We start from the raw sequence: 19032 nt of genomic DNA, 5'->3' as shown, positions 1-19032 counted from the left end.
GCCGGCGCAAGTCCGGCGCGAGGGCATGACGCGTCGCGGCCCGAACGGGGCCGGAGCGCGGGAACGGGGGGCCGGTTACCAGCTGTCGCGCGTGAGCGTCTCCTCGACGCGATCGATCAGGCCGGCCCGGTCGACGCCGGCCAGGGCGAGCGCGCGCGGCACGGTGCCGACGCCGGCGGCCAGGACCCCGCGCAGCAGATGCGCGGGACGCAGGTCCTTCTTGCCCTTGGCGGCGGCGAAGCCGCGTTCGAGCGCGAGCCGGGCGGAGGCGCCGAGCTTGGGATGATCCTTGGCGTGGCGGACGGGTTCCGGCAGGCCGTAGGAGGTGAGGGACACCCCGGCCACGCCGAGGCTGTGCTCGAACTCCCGGTCCAGCGCATCCCTGATCGCCTGCCGCCCGAGCCCCGCGGCCGTCAGGACGCGGTGCACGGCGGTGCCCTCGACCGCGGTGATGGCCAGCAGGAGGTGGTGGGCCTCGGTGGCGGCGGAGCCGTCCGCCCGCGCCTCGGCCGCTCCCCGCACGATGATGTCGTTGATGTAGTGGTCGATCGCGCTCACCGTCGTCTCCTCGGCGTCGCGCCGGCGGCGATGAGCCGCTTGGCGTGCTTCTTGTGGACCGCCTGGCGGGTGACGCCGAGCGCCTCGGCGACCTGCGGCCAGCCCCACCCGGCGCGCACGGCCTGCTCCACGGCGGCGTCCTCCATCTGGTCGGCCCGGCGCCGCAGCGCCACGACCGCCGCGAGCGCGTCGGCGGGCCCCTGGGGCACGGGTACGTCGTCTACCGGCATATAAGCAACATTAGTTGACTAAAGAGGGGTAGTCAACTGTGGTTGCTATCGTTCGCGGAGCCCCACGATGTAGGCGGCGGTGAGCGCGACGGCGCGGTCGTCGTCCTGCGCCAGGTCGGCGAGGGCACGTGACGCGGTGGCTCCGGGGATGTCGGCGAGCGCCTGCGTCAGCCGCCGGCGCGCGGACGGCTCGGCGTCCGGCCGGGCGAGGCGGTCCACGAGCCCGGCGGCGATCGGGTCCGCCGCTCCGGGGCGGCCCGCCAGTGTGCTCAGGGCGTCGGCCGCGTCGACGTCGTTCGCCCCCTCGACGATCATGTCGATGAGCGTGGGGATGGCCTCGTCCACGCCGCGGGCCCCGAGCGCCAGGGCCGCGTAGCGGCGGACCACGGCGTCGGGGCTGGTCAGGGCGTCCCGGAGCAGGGCGGTCGCCGCGGCGTCCGGCAGCTCGGCGATCGACTGGACCGCGCGCTTGCGCACCTCGGCCGCCGGCGCGTGCAGGCCCTGCGCCAGCAGCGCGGCGGCGTCCTCGCCCGACTGCGCCAGAGCCCATCGCAGGGCTCCGGCGACGTGCGGATCGCTCTCGCCCAGCGCCGCCTCGACCAGCGCCTCCACCGGGACCTCGGCGACCGAGGACAGGGCCGCGCTCTGACGGCGGCCGGCGTTCTTCGAGCCGAGCGCCTGCAGCAGGGAGACGACCTGGAGCACGTCGTCCCAGCCGGCGGGGTCGGCGGCGTCGATCCGGCGCAGCCGCGTGAGCAGCTCCGTCTCGGCCGCGATGCGTTCCCGGGTGCGCCGGATGAGGTCCTCGACGAGCCCGGACGGCGTGAAGCCGGGATCATCGAGCGCCCGGCCGACGTCACGCAGCGACAGGCCCAGCGACCGCAGGCTCTCGATGTGGAAGATCCGCTGGATGTCCTCGCCGGAGTACTCCCGATAGCCGGCGTGGCTGCGGCCCGTCGGGCTCACCAGGCCGAGCGCGTCGTAGTGGCGCAGCATGCGGGCGCTCACCCCGGACCGTCGCGCGACGTCGCCGATCAGCACAGCCCATCATCCCTCCTGGCCGCCGGCGCCGAGGGCCACGACGCGCTTCGCCTCCTCGATCGCGAACTCGAATCCGGCCTCCGGGTCGCGCAGCAGCCGTTCCGTGGCCCCGGCGTGCGTGCGCACGCCGGGATCCGGGTCGGCCATCGCGGCCCGCAGCACCGGCTCGATCACCTCGCCGAGCGCGACCAGCGCCCGGCTGAGGCTCAGCTGGGTCTCCCGTCGGCCGCGCCCGAGCTGTGTCGACAATACTTCGGCCAGTCCGGGCTTCTCCTCTTCGGGGGCCAGCAGCACCGCGGTCCGCCAGGCGCTCCGCGCCACCTCGTCGTCGGCGTCGGTCAGCAGCTGCCGGGTGATCGCCGGCCACGCCCGCCGGTCGCCGATCTTGGACAGCGTGTGCAGCGCCTGGCTGCGTGCCTGCGCGCGCTCCGAACGCAGCTCGCCGAGCAGCCGCGGGACCGTCAGCTCCGCCGGGTGGCGGGTGAGCGCCCAGGTGAGCATGTCGCGCACGTGGAACTCCGGCTCGACCGCGCAGCGCTCGACGAGCGCGCCGACGAGGCGCGGGTCGGGCGTCGTGCCCACCGCCAGGGCCGCCCGCAGCCGTACGGACGGGTCGCCGGCCGCCAGCCCCGCGACGGCGCCGGTCGTGTCCGGGTCCTGTTCCTGCCTGGTCATCGGGACCACCTCCTCGGCGACCAGTGAAGACCTTGTCACAGTGTCAAGGTCAAGCGGCCGGGCCGGCGCGGTCAGTCGCGCGGCGCGGTGACCGCGTGCTGCCGTTCGGGCTCCAGATGCATCGGGCGTTCGTGGAAGCCGCCCTGCGCGCTCCGGACGATCACGCCGCTCTCCGGCCCGTGCTCCAGGTCGTGCCGGTCCTGGAGCCGCAGGCCGAGGCAGAGCCGGTGGGTCAGCCAGAAGGCGACGACCGGGCCGAGGAGGACGGCGTACCTGAAGAAGATCGTCACGGCCTCCACCGAGAGGTGGAACTGGTGGGCGAGCTGGTCGTTGGCCGCGGCGGCCCACAGCAGGCCGTAGAAGGCGACCCCGGCGGCGGCGACGGCGGTCCGCACGGGCGCCTCGCGCGGCCGGTCCAGCACGGCCGGGCCGGTCGCCTCGGCGGCCAGGCGGCTCCTGCTCTTGGGCCGGCCGAGCGCGTCCCGCCGGCCGAGCCTCCCCAGGACGAGGCGCTCGGCCAGCGGGTAGCCGGCCAGGGCGGTGAAGAACACCCCGGGGACCACCAGCGTGGGCACCAGGACCGCCAGGCTGAGCGTGTACCCCCCGATCGTCAGCTCCCAGCCCGGCATGATGCGCAGAGCGCCGTCGAGGAAGCCCATGTACCAGTCGGGCACCGAGCCGGCCGAGATCTGGCCGGGCCCGGCCGGGCCGTACAACCAGATGGGGGCGATCTGGAAGGCCAGGCCGAGGATGACCAGGACCCCGATCGTCGTGCCCGCCATCAACGGGCGCACGCCCGCGCGCGCCGGGACCGGCGCGGCGAACCGCGAGTGCCCGTGCCGCCGCACCAGCCGTTCGCGGGCGGCGAGCAGCGCCACCATGGCCGCCGGGATCAGCAGCACGTGCGTCCAGTACATGGTGGGGATGATGCTGTCGCCGGGGAACCCGGCGCCGAAGAGCAGCTGCGCGCCGTACGACCCGACGACGGGAATCGACAGCAGGACCGACTGGATCAGCCACAGGCTGCCGCCGGAGAGCATGTCGTCGGGCAGGATGTTGCCGGTCTCCCCCGCGGCCATCCCGAGCGGCAGCAGCGTCACCCAGATCAGCCACTGCGGCACGCGCGGCCGCCGGAACGCGCCGGTCAGGAACATGCGCAGCAACTGCATCGCGACCGCCGCCACGAACACCAGGGCCGACCAGTGGTGCACCTGCCGGACGAAGAGCCCGCCGCGCACCTCCAGGCTCAGCCGCATGGTCGAGTCGAACGCCCTGCTGACCGGGACGCCGCTCAGCGGCGTGTACACGCCCTGGTAGAGCACCGGGGACATGTCCGGGTCGAAGAACACCATGAGGAACAGCCCGGTCACCACCAGGACGGCGAAGGACCAGATCGCCACCTCGGCGAACATGAACGACCAATGACCGAGCCCCGACGACTGACGTTTCCGCACCGATGAGCGCATCGGATCCTCCTCGTTTCGCCTTCGCCTTCAAGACGAGATCGGCGGTCGGGATGTGACGTCGAGGAGGGTGAGTTACGTCATACCGGCTCGTTCCCGGAGCGACGGGCTGGGCCGGGACAGGGGGATGGACGGCGGTCGAGGGGGTGTGCACCTTTCGTGCCTGAATCCGCTGGTGTCATCGGTTTTGTCAGGGGCAAGGGGTGGATGACGCGGGGGCGTCAGCAGATTGGGGCCGCCTGCGGCGCATGCATATTCCACCGCAACCTGTGTTAGGACGCATGATGACCGACAGATTCGCCCGTGCGCTCGGGTGGGCCAGCCTCGCGCTGGGCGCGGCGCAACTGGGGGCACCACGGGCCGTGACCCGCCTGTGCGGCGTCGACGACGCCCCGGGGGCCACGGCCGTCGCCAGGCTCGTCGGCGGGCGGGAACTCCTGCACGCCGCGCTGTTGCTGGGCGCCAAGAGCCCCGCCCGGTGGGCGTGGACCAGGGTCGCCGGCGACACGATGGACCTCGGCGTCCTGGGCAGGGCCGCCGCCAACCGCACCGGCGCCCGCCGTGCCCGCGCGCTGGCCGCGCTCGGCGCGGTCGCCGGGATCACCGCCCTCGACGCCGCCTGCGCCCGGCGCGGCACCGCCAGGACCAAGGGCCCGCTGCAGGTGCGCGCCTCCATCACCATCAACAAGCCGCGCCAGGAGGTCTACCGCTTCTGGCGCGATTTGGAGAACCTGCCCTCCTTCATGGTCCACCTGGACTCGGTGCGCACCATCGACCAGCGACGCTCCCGCTGGAAGGCCAAGGGCCCGATCGTCGACCTGGAGTGGGAGGCCGAGATCATCGACGAGCGGGCGGGCGACCTGATCGCCTGGCGGTCCGTGCCCGGCACCGGCGTCTCCACCGCCGGCCTGGTCAGCTTCACCGACGGCCCCGGCGGGCGCGGCACCGTCGTGGACGCCTCCCTGGAGTACGGCGCGCCCGGCCGCAAGCTCGCCGCCGCCGTCGCCCGCATGTTCGGCGAGCACCCCGAGCAGCAGGTCCGCGACGACCTGCGCCGCTTCAAGCAGGTCATGGAGACCGGCGAGGTGGTCCGCTCCGAGGGCAGCCCCGAGGGCCACCGCGCCCTGCGCCAGCTCCACCAGCGTCCCGCACAGCCGATCGGAGGACGGGCATGAAGGCCAACGTGTGGACCGGCCGCAACCACGTGGAGATCCAGGACGTCCCGGACCCGCAGCTCCTCAACGCCCGCGACGCGATCGTCCGCGTCACCTCCACCGCGATCTGCGGCTCCGACCTGCACCTCGTGGACGGCTACATCCCGACCGTCAAGAAGGGCGACGTGCTCGGCCACGAGTTCATGGGCGAGGTCGTCGAGGTCGGCCCGGGCGTGCACAACCTGCGCGTCGGCGACCGCGTCGTGGTGCCGTTCCCGATCGCCTGCGGCGCCTGCTTCGCCTGCCAGGACGGCTTGTACTCGGTGTGCGAGAACTCCAATCCCAACGCCGGGATGGCCGAGAAGCTGATGGGCCACGCGCCCGCCGGCATCTTCGGCTACTCCCACATGCTGGGCGGCTTCCCCGGCGGGCAGGCCGAGTACGTGCGCGTCCCGTTCGCCGACGTCGGCCCGATCAAGATCGAGGACGACCTGCCGGACGAGAAGGTGCTGTTCCTGTCCGACATCTTCCCCACCGGCTTCATGGGCGCGGAGATGTGCGACATCAAGCCGGGCCAGACGATCGCGATCTGGGGCGCGGGGCCGGTCGGGCAGTTCGCCGCGGCCAGCGCGTTCCTGCTCGGCGCCGACCGGGTCATCGTCATCGACCGCTTCCCCTACCGGCTGCAGCGGGTCCGGCGGACCGGCGCCGAAATCCTCAACTACGAGGAGGTGAACGTGCTGGAGGCGCTGCGTGACATGACCGGCGGACGCGGCCCGGACGCCTGCATCGACGCCGTCGGCATGGAGGCCCACCACCCGACCCCGGCCATGTACGCCTACGACCGCACCAAGCAGGCCACCCGGATGGAGACCGAGCGCCCCTACGTGCTGCGCGAGGCCATCATGGCCTGCCGCAACGGCGGCGTGGTCTCCGTCGTCGGCGTCTACGGCGGATTCGTCGACAAGTTCCCGATGGGCACCGTCATGAACCGGTCGCTGACCATCCGCACCGGCCAGTGCCACGTGCAGCGGTACACCGCCCCGTTGCTGGACCGGATCCGCGCGGGCGAGATCGACCCGAGCTTCGTCATCTCGCACCGGATGCCGCTCAGCGAGGCGCCGCACGCGTTCGACCTGTTCAAGCACAAGCAGGACGAGTGCAACAAGGTGGTCCTCACTCCGTAGGCCGGCTCTCGCGGCCCGGAGCCGGTCCTGCTCGTCTTCCGCGGCGGCCCGCCGCTCCGCCAGGGTGGCGGAGCGGCACGCCCGGCGACGGTAAGCCGCTGTCGCGGCAGTGGCTCACCTTCGGGCTCACCCCTTCACCGCTCCGCCGAGCAGCCCGGAGACGAACTGCTTCTGGAAGACGAAGAAGATGAGCATCAGCGGCAGCGTGGCCAGCAGCGCGCCCAGCATCAGGCCCGAGTAGTCGACGCGGGTCAGCCCGGTGAGGTGGCTGAGCGCGACCGGCAACACGTACTTCTCCTCGCTGGTGAGCATGAGCAGGGGCCAGATGAAGGAGTTCCACTGGCTCATGAACGTGAAGATGACCAGCGCGCCGAGCTGCGGCCGGACCACGGGCAGCACGATCCGGTAGAAGATCCGCAGGTCTCCGGCCCCGTCCAGGCGTCCGCTCTCGATGAGCTGGTCGGGGAAGTCGAGGAAGGCCTGGCGCATGAGGAAGATGCCGAACGAGTTGGCCAGGAACGGGATGACGATCGACTCGTAGGAGTCGACCCAGCCGATGCTGGCCATCATCTGGAACAGCGGCACCAGCAGCACCTGGAACGGGATCATCATCGTCGCCAGGATCACCGCGAGCAGCAGGCCGCGCCCGCGGAAGCGGTACTTGGCCAGGCCGTACCCGCCCATGGCGCTGACCAGCACGGACAGCGCGGTGTAGACGAGGGCCGTGCCGAGGCTGTTGAGCACCACGCGGGAGAAGCCGATGGTCTCCTCCAGCGACCGCAGGTTGTCCAGCAGGTGGTCGCCGGGCAGGAACGGAGGCGGGCTGCGGAACAGCTCGGACGTGTCGTGCGTGGAGGCGACGAACATCCAGTAGAACGGCGCGACGCTGACCACCGCGCCGGCCGCCATGAACAGCCAGAGCAGCAGGCGTTTCATGACTTCTCCTTCCCGAACCACTTGAACTGGGCGTAGGAGAGCACCCCGATGAGCAGCACCACCACCCAGGCCATCGCCGCGGCGTAGCCGAAGTCGAACTGCTTGAAGCCGACCTGGTAGAGCAGCAGGATCGGCGAGGTGGTCGCGTCGTCGGGGCCGCCGTCGGTGAGCAGCTTGTTCTCGTCGAACAGTTGCAGCGTGCCGATCGTGGAGGTGATCGAGCAGAACAGGATCACCGGCTTGAGCTGCGGCACGATCACACTGACGAAGGACCGCAGCGGCCCGGCCCCGTCGATGGAGGCGGCCTCGTACTGCTCCTTGCCGATCGCCTGCAGGCCCGCCAGCAGGATGATCATGTTGTAGCCCGTCCACCGCCAGGTGATGGACGCGATCAGCGCCACCCGAGCCCAGGCCGGGTCGTCCAGCCACGCGATCTCGGCGCCGAGCAACTGGTTGACCATGCCGCCGTCGGTGCGCAGCAGCACCCGGAAGACCACCGCGTAGGCGACCAGCGTCGTCACGGCGGGCAGGAAGTACGCGATCCGCAGCGTGGCGCGGAAGCGCAGCCACGACTGGTTGAGCACGTACGCCAGCGCCAGCGCCAGCGCGATCATGATCGGGACCTGCACGACCAGGATCAGCCCGACGTTGACCAGGGACTGCAGGAACCTGTCGTCGTGCAGGAGACGCTGGTAGTTCTCCAGGCCGGCCCATTCGGCCACGCCGTCCTCGGTCCGCTGGAGGCTCTGCCAGAGGCTGGCCCCGAGGGGGTAGGCGAAGAAGAGCGCCAGCAGCGCGGCGGCGGGCCCCGCGAAGATCCAGGGGACCAGACGGCGCCGAACGATCATCCGATCTCCCGCTTCGTGGCGGACGCGATCTGCGCGGCCGCCTCGTCCAGCACGGCCTTGGGGTCCTTGCCGCCCACCACCGCACGCTGCAGCAGCTTCTTCAGCAGCTCACTGGCCTCGGCGTCGTCGTCGGTGGACTCCACGGCCGGGATGGCGCGCACCTGGTCGGCGAAGATCTTGTTGACCGGCTGCCCGTCGAAGTAGTCGACCGGCTCGGAGAAGTACGGGTCGGCCAGCGCGGGCAGGTAGGCCGGGAAGAGCGACTCCTGCTTCATCATCGACAGCTGGCTGTCCTTGTTCGCCGTGACGAACTCGACGAAGGCCCACGCCGCCTGCTGGTTCTTCGTCTGGCCGGTGACCGCCAGCATGGACCCGCCGTTGGCCGAGGTGCGCACCCCGCCCGGCTCGAACGCGGGCAGCGGGATCACGCCGAACTTGCCCTTGAGCTCCGGCATCTCCGACACCAGCGTGCCCGTCCACCAGACGGCGGTGGGCGCGACGGCCGCCTTGCCCTCCTTGGTGGCGGTGACCCGGCCGTCCCAGCCCTTCTCGTTCTGGAGCAGGCCCTTGTCGTTCATCGTCTTGATCAGGGTCAGCGCCTTGACGGCGGCCGGCGTGTTGACCGCGACCTTGCCGTCCACGAACCTGCCCTGCTTCTGCTGCTGCAACAAGGTGGTGAACAGCGGCTCGCTGTTGCCCAGGTCGGAGACCATGAGCTTCTTGCCGGTCTTGGCCTTCAGCGTCTCGCCGGCCTTGATCAGGTCGTCCCAGGTCTGGATGTCCTCGGCCTTGATCCCGGCCTGCTCGAAGTAGTCGCGCCGGTAGAACAGGCCGACGGGCGCGGAGTCCCACGGCAGCGCGAACAGCTTGCCGCCCTCGCCGGAGGCCGTCTGCCACTTGGCCGGGTCGAAGTCGGCCTTCAGCTTGCCGGCGACCGGGCCGAGGTCGGCCAGCCCGTTGGGGAAGTTCTTGGCGTAGCCGGGGACCCGCTCGTCCTCAAGGTGCACGACGTCGGGCAGGCCGGTGCCCGACTGCATGCCGACCGTGACCTTCTCGTAGATGTTGTCGTAGCCGACGTCCGTCACGTCGACCTTCACCTTGGGGTGCAGCTTGGTGAACTCGGGCGCCAGACGCTTCAGGGCGGTCGCACCCACGTCGAACGACCACACCTTGACCTCGCCGGACAACTCCGCGGAGGTGGACGCGGCGATCGAGGGGGCGGGCCCCTTGGCCGTGCCGGTTCCGCCGGTGGCGCATCCGGCGGCGAGAAGTCCGGTGGCCAGCAGCCCGGCGGCGATTGTGTGGATCTTCACGGTGACCTCTTGGATCTGTAACATGTCACACTCTGAATACTGAGTGCTGAGTAACGTACGCTGAATACGCGTGGTGCACCAGAGGTGAAATCGAACCGTTCCCGATGGATGTGAGCGGACGGGCGGAAAGGCCGTTGCGTCCTGCCCGTCCTGCCGGGATGATCGACCGGCATGGGGAACGTGCTGCTGACCGGGGCCACCGGAGGCATCGGAAGGCCGCTGGCCGCCGCGCTCGGCGCGGCCGGGCACCGGGTGATCGCCGTCGGACGTGACGTCGGGCGGCTGGACGTCCGCGGGATCGAGGCCGACCTGGCCGACCCCGCGTCGCTGGCCCCCGCCATGGAGGCGCTGACGGCGGAGCTGACGGAGATACGCGCGGTGGTGCACTGCGCCGGCATCTCCCCCGTGGAGGCCGTCGCCGAGGCCGGCCCCGACACGTGGCGGCGCACGATGGCGGTGAACGTGGCCTCCGCCGCCGAGCTCGTCCGGCTCGCGCTGCCCGCGTTGCGGCGCGCCAAGGGCCATGTGATCTTCGTGAACGCCTCCCCCGGGCTGACCGGCGTCCCGCGCTGGTCGGCGTTCGTGGCCAGCAAGGCGGCGCTGCGCGAACTGGCCGACTCGCTGCGCGAGGAGGAGGCCGTCCACGGGGTCCGGGTCACCACGGTCTACCCCGCGGCCACGGCGACCGACCTGCTGGGCGAGGTCAGGGCCGCCTTCGGCCGCCCGTACGACCCGCAGGCGTGCATCCGGCCGCAGTCGCTGGCCGAGATGGTCGTGTGGGCGCTGAACGCGCCGGCCGACTCCTACGCCTGCGAGCTGTCGGTGCTGCCGGGCTGAACCCGGCCGCGGCGGCGTGGACCGGCGCCCAGCTCAGCGCTGCGCCGCGGCGCCGAGCTCGACCACGATGTGGGGCGACAGCGCCCGCAGGAAGTCCGGGGCGTCGAAGACGCATCCCGCCGAGGCCACCCCGGCGGCCCTGGTCCGGCCGGTGAGGACGCGCTCGACGGCCTCCACCGCGAGCGGCGCGCTGACGGCGTAGATGTCCCGGCCGCGGGCCACCGCCCGGCGTTCCGCGGCGCCCGAACGCACGACCACGTCCACGACGAACGGCTGCGCCGACCGTCCGTGCTCGTCGGCCGCGACCGGGGCCGGGGTGTCGGGGTGCAGCACGTCCGTGGCCGCCTCGACCGTCATGTAGTTGCGCACCTCGGGGATGTCCAGGTGGCTCGGGACGGTCACGATGTCGGCCATCGAGAACTCCGCGATGACGTCGCGCGTGCCGGTCGGCTCGGGGAAGGCCCACTGCTCGGCCGGTGCCCGGTCGTCGCGGTACTCCAGCCGGCCGCCGGCGTGGCGGACGCGCCGGCCGTCGCGCCGCTCCCTGGAGACCCTGCCCGCGGCCCGGGTGCCGGCCGTGGGGTGCCAGCTGTCCAGCCCGTAGGCCACGTGCGCCTGGTCGGCGCCGGTCCAGTCGCCCATCGCCGCCGTGACCAGCAGGTCGCCGAGCCCGCCGAAGAAGGCCATCGCGGGGACGATCACCGCCCCGGCCTCCCTGGCGCGCTCCGCGAACAGCTCGAAGGTGTCCACGTTGGCCTCGATCTCGGCCGCGACGTCCACGTACGGGACGCCGGCGCGCAGGGCCGCCTCGATCACGGGGGCCGCCGTGGCGGCGAAGGGCCCGGCACAGTTGATCACCGCGGCCACGCCGTCCAGGGCGCGGTCCAGGGCCGCCGGATCGTCCACCGACGCCTGCCTGACCGCCAGTTCGGGATGCGCCTCGGCCAGCGCCTTCAGCGCGTCGCCGTCGCGGCCCGCCAGGACGGGCACCAGCCCGCGCCGCAGCAGCTCCGCCACCACGAAACGGCCCGTGTGCCCGAAAGCGCCGTAGACCGCCACCGCGGAACCCGTCGTCGTCTTCATCTGTGTCATGTGCTCATCAGCCATGCGGACATCCTGGCGGCCCACCGCGTCGCCGCACGAGCGTCCGGAACGACATGATGCGTACAATTCCGGACGTGACCACAGTCGCGGTAGCCGTCGCCGACGGGATCCTGCACTTCGAGCTGGCCCTGGCCTACGAGCTGTTCAGCTCGCCCCCGCCCGTCCCCGTCGAGCGCTGGTACGAGCCGGTCATCTGCGGAGCCGGTCCCGTACGGGCCGACGGGCGGTTCCTGCTCGAACCCGACGCCGGGCTCGACCTGCTCGTCCGGGCCGACACGGTGATCGTCCCCGGCTGGGCCGAGGTGGACGAGGAGCCGCCGGCCGACCTCGTCGCGGCCGTGCGGGCGGCGCACGAGGCGGGCGCCCGGGTCGCGTCGCTGTGCACGGGCGCGTTCGTCCTGGCCGCGGCCGGCCTGCTGGACGGGCGGCGGGCCACTACCCACTGGGCCCACACCGAGACGCTGGCCGCCCGCCATCCCCGCATCCAGGTCGATCCGGACGTGCTCTACGTGGACGAGGGCAGCGTGCTCACCGCCGCGGGCAAGGCCGCCGCCCTGGACCTGTGCCTGCACCTGGTCCGCCGCGACCACGGCTCGGCGGTCGCCAACGCGATCGCGCGCCGCCTGGTCGTGGCGCCGCACCGGCCCGGCGGCCAGGCCCAGTTCGTCGCCACCCCCGTCCCCGAGCCGCACGGCCATCCCCTCAGCGACCTGCTCGCCTGGGCGGGCCGGCACCTGGACCAGCCCCTCACGGTGGAGGACCTGGCCCGCCGGGCGAACCTGAGCTCGCGCCACCTCGGCCGCCACTTCAGGTCCATGACCGGCACCACCCCGTTGCAGTGGCTGCTGACCCAGCGCATCCGCCGCGCCCAGGAGCTCCTGGAGACCACCGACGACGGCGTGGACGCCATCGCCGAGGCCACCGGCATGGGCACCGCGGCCACGCTGCGCCGGCACTTCAACCGCACGGTCGGCGTGCCCCCGGACGCCTACCGCCGCACCTTCCGCGCCCGCGGGGCTGCGCCCGATCAGCGGCCGGCCGGGTGGAAGTCGTAGGGCTTGGAGTCGTACACGTAGTAGACGCAGTCGGCGCCCGCGGCGCACTTGCCCCAGTGCTCGGCCTTCGACGGGTAGTACAGGTAGTCGCCCGCGCCGATCCGGTACGTCTTGTGGCCCTTGACGTTCCACAACATCACGCCGGAGACGCCGACGACGTGCTCGGGGCTGGTGTGCCAGTGCGGGGAGAAGGGCGTGCCGGCCTTGAGGGTGAACAGGGCCTCGGAGGGGCCGGTCTTCGGGTCACCCTTCAGCTGCACGAACGTGCAGCCCTTCAGCCCCTCGCAAGGTGAGCCCGCCTCCTTGTGCGAGTGGTGGACGACCTTGTCAGGGCCCGAGTCGGCGTACGCGCTGGGGGCGCCGAGCACCATGAGAGCCAGCGAACCGGCCGTGATCACTTCTCTGAACATCTCGATCTCCAAGGGGACTGTGGTCCGAATATGTCCGGGAACGTATCGGACTGCGGTCCGTTTCGTCAAGGGCGGCACGGCCCGCCGTCGCGTGCCAGACTCCTGGCCATGGCGCATTCGACCGTGCCGGACGGCGGACAGGTGCGCGTGGGCATCCTCGGCCCCCTCGCGCTGGTGACCGCCGGCGGCCCGGCGCAGGTCGGCGGCGCGCGGTTGCGCGTGCTGCTGGCCAGGCTGGCCCTGGACGCCGGGCGGGCCGTCCGGCCCGAGACCCTGGCCGAGGCGTTGTGGGACGACGCGCCGCCCGAGGCCCCCATGCACGCGCTGCAGTCGCTGGTGTCCCGGCTCCGGCGCGTCCTCGGGCGTCCCGGGCTGCTCACCTCCGGCCCCGCCGGGTACCGGCTGGCCGTCGAGCCGGACGCCGTCGACGCCGTGCGGTTCGAGCGGCTGGCCAGGCAGGGACGGGCGGCCGCCCGGGACCGGCCCGCCGAGGCGGCCGCCGTCCTGCGGGAGGCCCTGGACCTGTGGCGCGGGCCGGCCCTGGCCGACGTGCGGGCGGCGCCGTTCGCCGCCGCCGAGGCCGACCGGCTCGAACGCGCCCGGCTCGCCGCCCTGGAGGACCGCGTCGAGGCCGACCTGACGCTGAGCGGCGACCCGCTGGGCGCTCACCCCCTGGGCCCTGACCTGAGGCTGGGCAGTGGCCTGGCGCTGGGCGCCGATCTCGGCCTGGTCGCCGAGCTGGAGTCGCTGGCTGCCGCCCATCCGTTGCGCGAGCGCCTGCACGCCCAGCTCATCCGGGCGCTCGCCCGCGAGGGCCGCGGCGCCGAGGCGCTGGCCGCCTACCAGCGCATCCGCGTCCGGCTCGCCGACGAGTTCGGCGGCGACCCGGGCCCGCACCTCCAGCAAGCCCACCTGGCGGTCCTGCGCGGCGATCCTCCCGGCCCCCGCCGGCCGTCGGGGCCTTCCGGGTCGTCGGGGCCGTCGGAACCGCCCTGGCCGTCGTCGTCGGGCCGGTCGCACGGCAACCTCGACGTCCCGCTCACCAGCTTCGTGGGCCGCGACGAGGACGTGCGCCGGGTGACCGGCCTGCTCGGGCAGGGCCGGCTGGTCACCCTGGTCGGCCCCGGAGGGGCGGGCAAGACGCGGCTGGCCGGCGCGGTCGGCCGGCGGCTCACGCCGTCCGGCGGGGTGTGGTTCGTGCCGCTGGCCGCGGTCGGGCCCGACGACGTCCCCCGCGTGCTGCTCGACCTGCTCCGGACGCGCAAGGAGGGCGCGCCCGCGCGGGCCGAGCCGGACGACCTGGTCGAGCTCCTCGCCGACGACGACCTGGTCCTGGTGCTGGACAACTGCGAGCACGTGATCGAGGCCGCAGCCGCGCTCTGCGGGACGCTGCTCGCCCGCTGCCCGCGGCTGCGAGTGCTGGCCACCAGCCGCGAACCCCTGCGCATCGACGGCGAGACCCTGCACCCGGTGCCGCCGCTGGACCTGCCGGAACCGGGCGCGACGCCGGAGGCGGCCCGGTCGGTCGCGGCGGTCCGGCTGTTCCGCGACCGCGCCGCCGCCGTACGGCCCGGCTTCGTCCTGGAGGGCGGCGCGCTGGCGGCGACCGTCGAGATCTGCCGCCGCCTCGACGGCCTGCCGCTGGCGATCGAGCTGGCCGCCGCCCGGCTGCGCACCCTGCCGGTCGAGGCGGTCGCCGCCCGGCTGGACGACCGGTTCCGGCTGCTCACCGCCGGCAGCCGGACGGCGCTGCCGCGCCACCGCACCCTGGCCGCCGCCGTCGCCTGGAGCTGGGACCTGCTCGACCCCGGCGAACGCTCCCTGCTGGAACGGCTGTCGGTCGTGCGCGGCAGCTTCACCGAGGACGCCGCAGCGGCGATCGGCGGCTCGGACGTAGCGGGCTCGGGCCTGGCGGAGGCGATCGGCGGTTCGGAGGACGTGCCGGAGCTGTTGGCGGCGCTGGTCGACAAGTCCCTGCTGCACCCGGCGGACTCCGCCGACCCGGCCGAGCCGCGCTACCGCCTGCTGGAGACCATCCGCGAGTACGGCCTGGCGCGCCTGGCCGAACGCGCCGAGGTCACCGCGACGCGCGACCGGCACGCCCGGTTCTTCCTGCGCCTGGCCGAGTCCGCCGACCCGCACCTGCGCACGTCGGACCAGCTCCGCTCGCTGGCCCGCCTGTCGGCGGAACGGGACGACCTGTCGGCCGCCATCCGCTGGACGGTCGAGTCCGGGGACGCCGGACGGGCCGTCCGGTTCGGCGTCGCGCTGAGCTGGTACTGGTTCCTGCGGGACTTCCCGCCGGAGTCGCTCGACCTGCTCGGAAGGGTCCTTCAGGCCGACGGCCCGGCCGACCCCCGATCCCGCGCGCTGGTCGCCGCCGCCCATGCGATCGCCACCGTCGAGGCCGCCGGGCCGGAGGAGACCGACGCCGCCCTCGACCGGATCAGGGCGGCCCTGGCCCAGCTCGTCCCAGGCACGCATCCCATCGCCGAGATGGCCCGCCTGGCGGTCGGCATAGCCGCGAAGGGCGACCACGCCGCGCCGGCGGAGGGGGCGGACCCGTGGAGCCGGTCGCTGGCGCTGCTGGTCAGCGGCGTGCTGGCCATGAACACCGGCCACCTCGCCGAAGCCAAGGACACGCTGGCCCGCGCGCTGGCCGGCTTCGAGCAGCTCGGCGAGCGGTGGGGTCAGGGAATGACGTTGAGCGCCCTCGGCTCGGCGCTGGTCCGGTCCGGCGCGGCGGCCGACGCGCCCGCCCTGGCCGAGCGCGCCACCCGCTGCTTCCGCGAGCTCGGCATGCCCGAGCACACCATGGAGAACGAGGTGGCCGCCGCGTTGCACCGGGCCGAGTCCGGCGACGTGGACGGCGGCAGACGCGACCTGACCGGCCTGCTAGGCAGGGCCGGGCGCAGCGGGTCGGCCGAGTCGAGCACCCAGGTGCGCCTGGGCCTGGCCCGGCTGGAGCTGGCCGCCGGGCGGGCGGCGGCGGCTCGCGAGCACGCCCTGGCCGGTCTGGCCTGCGCCCCTCCCGACCGCTCGACCACGCCGCCGCTGACCGCGCTGCTGCTGGGCGTACTGGCTCGGGTGGACCTCGCCGAGGGGTTCCCCGAGCGCGCGGCCCGCCGGCTCGACCATCCGGCGGTGCGCCTGACGCTGACCTGGCACACGCCGGTCGCGGCCGCGACCGCGGTGGTGGCCGCCGCGATCGAGCTCGGCCGCGACCGGCCGGAACGGGCCGGCCGGCTGCTCGGGGCCGCCACCGTCCTGGGCGGCTGGACCGGCCCCGGCGACCCCGACCTGCGGCGGCTCACCCGCCGGGCCGAGACCGTCCTGGGCCCCGCGGGGTTCGCCGCCGCACACGCGTGCGGCGCGGCGATGTCACGAGCACAGGCCGAGAACCTGGTGACAGCAGCCGTCACCACGCCGCCCGGCTAGCGCCGCCCAGCCACCGCCCGCCCACGCGCCACTCACCAGGCCCAGCCACTCACCAAGCCCGGCCACGCGCCGCTCAGCCGGCGCCGGGCACCGGCTTGCCGAACATCGTGCAGGTCACCGCCGTCTGCAGGGCCTGGACGGCCTTGGCGAGTTTCGGGTCGGCCTCGAACTCGGCCCAGAACTCGGACGCGATGAGCACGGTGGCCGTGCGGCCGCCGGTCCGGTCGGTGAGGTTGGTGGTCAGGTAGCCCGGCATGCCGCCGTCGTGCCCCCAGAATGTGCCGCACGGATGGGCGGCGGTCTGGATGCCCAGCCCGTAGCCGGGCCCGTCCGGTTGCCGCGGGTCCATCGGAACGGTGGCGCGCAGCTCGGCGAGCTGGGCGGCGGGCAGCAGCCTGCCGGACATGAGCGCGGCGTGGAAGCGCGCCCAGTCGCGGGTGGTGGACACCACCGCCCCGGCCGGGCCGCCCCAACCGGGGTCGTGGCCGGAGACGTCCACGTGGCCGTCGTGACGCGGCCCGGCGAGCCGCCGGAACGCGGCCGGCACCGCGGGCGGCTGGTGGGCGGCGTCCGGCTCGTAGCCGCGGGCGTACGGGCCGCGCCAGGCGGGGCCGGTGGCGTAGTACGTATGAGCGAGGCCGAGCGGCCGGGCGATGCGGTCCCTGACCAGGCCGGCCAGGCTCGCCCCGGTGACCCGCTCCAGAACCGCGCCGACGGCGGCGTAGCCGGTGTTGCTGTAGGACCACCTGGCGCCGGGCGCGAACAGCGGAGCGTGCCTCACCCCCAGGGCCAGCAGTTTCGCCGGGGTCCACCGCCGCCGGTCCTTGCCGAGCATCGAGGGCCGGATCGCGGGGTCGTCGGTGTAGTCGTACAGGCCGCTGGTGTGGTTCAGCAGCATGCGCAGCGTGATCGCGCCGCCGCCGGGCACCCGGCCGGGCAGCCACTTGTCCACCGGGTCGGTCAGGGCGAGCCTGCCCTCGGCGACGAGCTGCAGGACCAGCACGGCGACCATGGTCTTGGTGTTGGACCCCATCCGGAACTCGTCGCCCGCCTTGAGCACGTGGTCGCGTCTGGTCCAGGCGGCCTGCTCGGCGATCTCGACGGGCCGCCCGCGACCGTCGTCGACCCGGACGAGCACGCCGGGCGCCCCGGCCGCCACCACCTCCCGCGCCAGGCGCTGCAGCAGGGCGGGCGTCTCGCCCAGGGCGGGCCGGGACGTGGCGGCGGCCGGGAGCGCCGCGACCACGGCCAGGCCCACGGCCGGCACGGCGGCCGTGAGCGCGCGCAGCCACCGCGGCCGCGCCGCGCGCCGGGACGGGACCTCACAGGGGTACATGAACCGGTTCCTCCTCCATCGGGTGACACCAACGCCCTCACCCTCCGGCCCCCCGCTCACAAACCGCACACATCCCGCTGTCAGCCGGCTGCCGCGGCGATGAGTTCGCCCCACCGGCGGAGTCTTCATCGTGGAACGACAGGAGGGAGTGGTCCGAGTGGATCTCTACAGCGTGGTGTGCGTACGCGACCGGGCGGCGGCGCAGAAGTGGTACGAGGCGTTCTTCGGCCGCCCGGCGGACGAGGTCGTCGGCGAGGAGCACCTGTGGCAGGTCGGCGAGAACGCGTGGGTCGTCATCGACGACCGGCACATGCGGGCCGCGCGCGTCGGCGGCGCCATGATCACGTTCGGCGTGTCCGGCCTCGACGACATCCTGGCCAGGCTGGCCGGGCACGGCATCGAGCACGGTCCCGTGGAGACGTACGGCAACGGCGTGCGCCATGTGGACGTCCTCGACCCGGACGGCAACAGCCTCTCGCTCGCCGAGGCCCCGCCGCGGTGATCCGGTTAGGCTCGGGACGTGTTCGACTCGCCCGACTTCGACCTGGCGCCCTACGCCGGCCTCGACACCACGGCGTACGTGCGGCACACGTACAACAGCTGGGACGACGCCGGCTGGCGGTCGCTGCTGGTGCAGGGCTTCCGGCACGCGCCCGAGGCCGAGCACTTCGCCCTGCCCGCCGTGTCCGACCTGCATCTCGTGCTGTGCGTGGCGGGCAACGCCGACCTGCGGATGCACGCGGGCGGCAGGCCGGTCCGGCGGCGCTGGGTCCCGGGCCACCTGGAGCTCATGGTGCCCGGCCGAGCCGGGTCGATCAGCTACCGGGCGGCGGCCGGGCTGCGCACCGTCCAGGTGCACGTCCCCGCGGCGGCCGTGCGGAGGGCCGCCGACGCGCTGGGCGGTCGCGAGCCCGACCTCGAGGCGACGGCGGCGGCCCTGGCGGCCGGTGATCCGGTCGTCGAGCAGCTCCTGCGCGCGCTGCCCGGCCGCGCGGCGGCCGGCGACCTGTACGCCGAGTCCGCCGCCGCCTTCCTCGTGACGCACCTGCTGACCCACGGCCGGGCCGAGCGCCTGCCCGGCCCTGAGCACGCCGCCGTCCGGGCGGGTGTCGCCATCATGACCGAGCGCCTGGCCGAGCCGCTGACGCTGGCCGCCATCGCGGCCGAGGTGCATCTGAGCGTGTACCACTTCGTCCGGGTCTTCCGGGAGGGCACCGGCCAGACGCCCCACCGGTTCCTCACCCGGTTGCGCGTGGAGGAGGCGCGGCGGCTGCTGTCGTCCACCTCGCTCAGCGTGGAGCAGATCGCCGGGCGCTGCGGGTTCGCCGGTGCGGGCTCGTTGTCGTCGGCCTTCCTGCGCCAGACCGGCGTGCGGCCGTCGGCGTACCGCAAGAACTGACCGATCGACGGCAATCGTGCGCCTGGCCCACGGGCGGGGCCGCTGCCT

At 73.6% G+C, this 19032-nt stretch carries 18 protein-coding genes; 7 read left to right on the top strand and 11 right to left on the bottom strand.

Features of this window, described 5'->3' with window-relative positions; all coding sequences use genetic code 11:
- Positions 1 to 75: 75 nt before the first annotated feature.
- The 5 genes from ACFYYW_RS39475 to ACFYYW_RS39455 all read right to left on the bottom strand — a co-directional run bounded on the left by ACFYYW_RS39475 (position 76) and on the right by ACFYYW_RS39455 (position 3970).
- Positions 76 to 558, bottom strand: a complete 483-nt coding sequence (locus ACFYYW_RS39475; RefSeq protein ID WP_387657205.1) for a Clp protease N-terminal domain-containing protein — start codon at positions 556 to 558, stop codon at positions 76 to 78.
- Entirely contained in the window at positions 555 to 788 is a 234-nt protein-coding gene (locus ACFYYW_RS39470; protein ID WP_387657203.1) for a hypothetical protein, read from the bottom strand. Before ACFYYW_RS39470 ends, ACFYYW_RS39475 begins: the two co-directional genes overlap by 4 nt.
- A 45-nt stretch (positions 789 to 833) precedes the next feature.
- On the bottom strand, positions 834 to 1829 hold the full coding sequence (locus ACFYYW_RS39465) for a HEAT repeat domain-containing protein (protein ID WP_387657200.1): 996 nt from the start codon (positions 1827 to 1829) through the stop codon (positions 834 to 836).
- Between the two features lie 6 nt (positions 1830 to 1835).
- Positions 1836 to 2504, bottom strand: a complete 669-nt coding sequence (locus tag ACFYYW_RS39460) for a HEAT repeat domain-containing protein (protein WP_387657355.1) — start codon at positions 2502 to 2504, stop codon at positions 1836 to 1838.
- Between the two features lie 71 nt (positions 2505 to 2575).
- The gene (locus tag ACFYYW_RS39455) at positions 2576 to 3970 is read right to left on the bottom strand and encodes a cytochrome bc complex cytochrome b subunit (protein ID WP_387657197.1); all 1395 of its coding nucleotides are present in this window, start codon (positions 3968 to 3970) and stop codon (positions 2576 to 2578) included.
- Between the two features lie 278 nt (positions 3971 to 4248).
- On the opposite strand from ACFYYW_RS39455, the gene ACFYYW_RS39450 reads away from it, so the two are divergent.
- Entirely contained in the window at positions 4249 to 5142 is an 894-nt protein-coding gene (locus ACFYYW_RS39450; protein WP_387657195.1) for an SRPBCC family protein, read from the top strand.
- A complete protein-coding gene (locus tag ACFYYW_RS39445; RefSeq protein ID WP_387657191.1) occupies positions 5139 to 6308 on the top strand; it encodes a zinc-dependent alcohol dehydrogenase in 1170 nt (389 codons plus the stop codon). The genes ACFYYW_RS39450 and ACFYYW_RS39445 overlap by 4 nt, the downstream gene beginning before the upstream one ends.
- Positions 6309 to 6434: 126 nt before the next feature.
- Here ACFYYW_RS39445 and ACFYYW_RS39440 read toward each other — a convergent pair whose 3' ends face one another.
- The 3 genes from ACFYYW_RS39440 to ACFYYW_RS39430 are packed head-to-tail and all read right to left on the bottom strand — an operon-like array spanning position 6435 to position 9405.
- Positions 6435 to 7244: a carbohydrate ABC transporter permease gene (locus ACFYYW_RS39440; RefSeq protein WP_352324785.1), complete on the bottom strand. Its 810-nt coding sequence runs from the start codon at positions 7242 to 7244 to the stop codon at positions 6435 to 6437.
- On the bottom strand, positions 7241 to 8092 hold the full coding sequence (locus tag ACFYYW_RS39435) for a sugar ABC transporter permease (RefSeq protein ID WP_352324784.1): 852 nt from the start codon (positions 8090 to 8092) through the stop codon (positions 7241 to 7243). The genes ACFYYW_RS39440 and ACFYYW_RS39435 overlap by 4 nt, the downstream gene beginning before the upstream one ends.
- Positions 8089 to 9405 (bottom strand): ABC transporter substrate-binding protein, encoded by a 1317-nt coding sequence (locus ACFYYW_RS39430; RefSeq protein WP_387657186.1) that lies wholly within the window; start codon positions 9403 to 9405, stop codon positions 8089 to 8091. Before ACFYYW_RS39430 ends, ACFYYW_RS39435 begins: the two co-directional genes overlap by 4 nt.
- A 171-nt stretch (positions 9406 to 9576) precedes the next feature.
- On the opposite strand from ACFYYW_RS39430, the gene ACFYYW_RS39425 reads away from it, so the two are divergent.
- Entirely contained in the window at positions 9577 to 10242 is a 666-nt protein-coding gene (locus ACFYYW_RS39425) for an SDR family NAD(P)-dependent oxidoreductase (protein WP_352324782.1), read from the top strand.
- A 33-nt stretch (positions 10243 to 10275) separates the two neighbouring features.
- On the opposite strand, the gene ACFYYW_RS39420 is transcribed toward ACFYYW_RS39425, so the two are convergent.
- The gene (locus ACFYYW_RS39420; protein ID WP_387657182.1) at positions 10276 to 11349 is read right to left on the bottom strand and encodes a saccharopine dehydrogenase family protein; all 1074 of its coding nucleotides are present in this window, start codon (positions 11347 to 11349) and stop codon (positions 10276 to 10278) included.
- 71 nt (positions 11350 to 11420) lie between these two features.
- On the opposite strand from ACFYYW_RS39420, the gene ACFYYW_RS39415 reads away from it, so the two are divergent.
- Positions 11421 to 12401: a helix-turn-helix domain-containing protein gene (locus tag ACFYYW_RS39415; RefSeq protein ID WP_387657180.1), complete on the top strand. Its 981-nt coding sequence runs from the start codon at positions 11421 to 11423 to the stop codon at positions 12399 to 12401.
- Here the strand turns inward: ACFYYW_RS39415 and ACFYYW_RS39410 are convergent.
- Positions 12374 to 12811, bottom strand: a complete 438-nt coding sequence (locus tag ACFYYW_RS39410; RefSeq protein ID WP_352324779.1) for a cupin domain-containing protein — start codon at positions 12809 to 12811, stop codon at positions 12374 to 12376. The genes ACFYYW_RS39415 and ACFYYW_RS39410 overlap by 28 nt on opposite strands.
- 108 nt (positions 12812 to 12919) lie before the next feature.
- On the opposite strand from ACFYYW_RS39410, the gene ACFYYW_RS39405 reads away from it, so the two are divergent.
- Entirely contained in the window at positions 12920 to 16249 is a 3330-nt protein-coding gene (locus tag ACFYYW_RS39405; RefSeq protein WP_387657176.1) for a BTAD domain-containing putative transcriptional regulator, read from the top strand.
- A 73-nt stretch (positions 16250 to 16322) separates the two neighbouring features.
- Here ACFYYW_RS39405 and ACFYYW_RS39400 read toward each other — a convergent pair whose 3' ends face one another.
- The gene (locus ACFYYW_RS39400; protein ID WP_387657173.1) at positions 16323 to 17585 is read right to left on the bottom strand and encodes a serine hydrolase domain-containing protein; all 1263 of its coding nucleotides are present in this window, start codon (positions 17583 to 17585) and stop codon (positions 16323 to 16325) included.
- Between the two features lie 157 nt (positions 17586 to 17742).
- Between ACFYYW_RS39400 and ACFYYW_RS39395 the strand changes: the two genes are divergently transcribed.
- Positions 17743 to 18087, top strand: coding sequence for a VOC family protein (locus tag ACFYYW_RS39395; protein WP_387657170.1), 345 nt, complete (start codon positions 17743 to 17745; stop codon positions 18085 to 18087).
- 18 nt (positions 18088 to 18105) lie between these two features.
- Positions 18106 to 18984: a helix-turn-helix domain-containing protein gene (locus ACFYYW_RS39390; protein WP_387657167.1), complete on the top strand. Its 879-nt coding sequence runs from the start codon at positions 18106 to 18108 to the stop codon at positions 18982 to 18984.
- Positions 18985 to 19032 lie beyond the last annotated feature (48 nt).

It is taken from the genome of Nonomuraea sp. NPDC001831 (assembly GCF_042892035.1).
GTDB lineage: Bacteria > Actinomycetota > Actinomycetes > Streptosporangiales > Streptosporangiaceae > Nonomuraea.
Note: the sequence above shows the minus strand (reverse complement) of the source record. Positions and strands in the feature narration are given on the sequence as shown.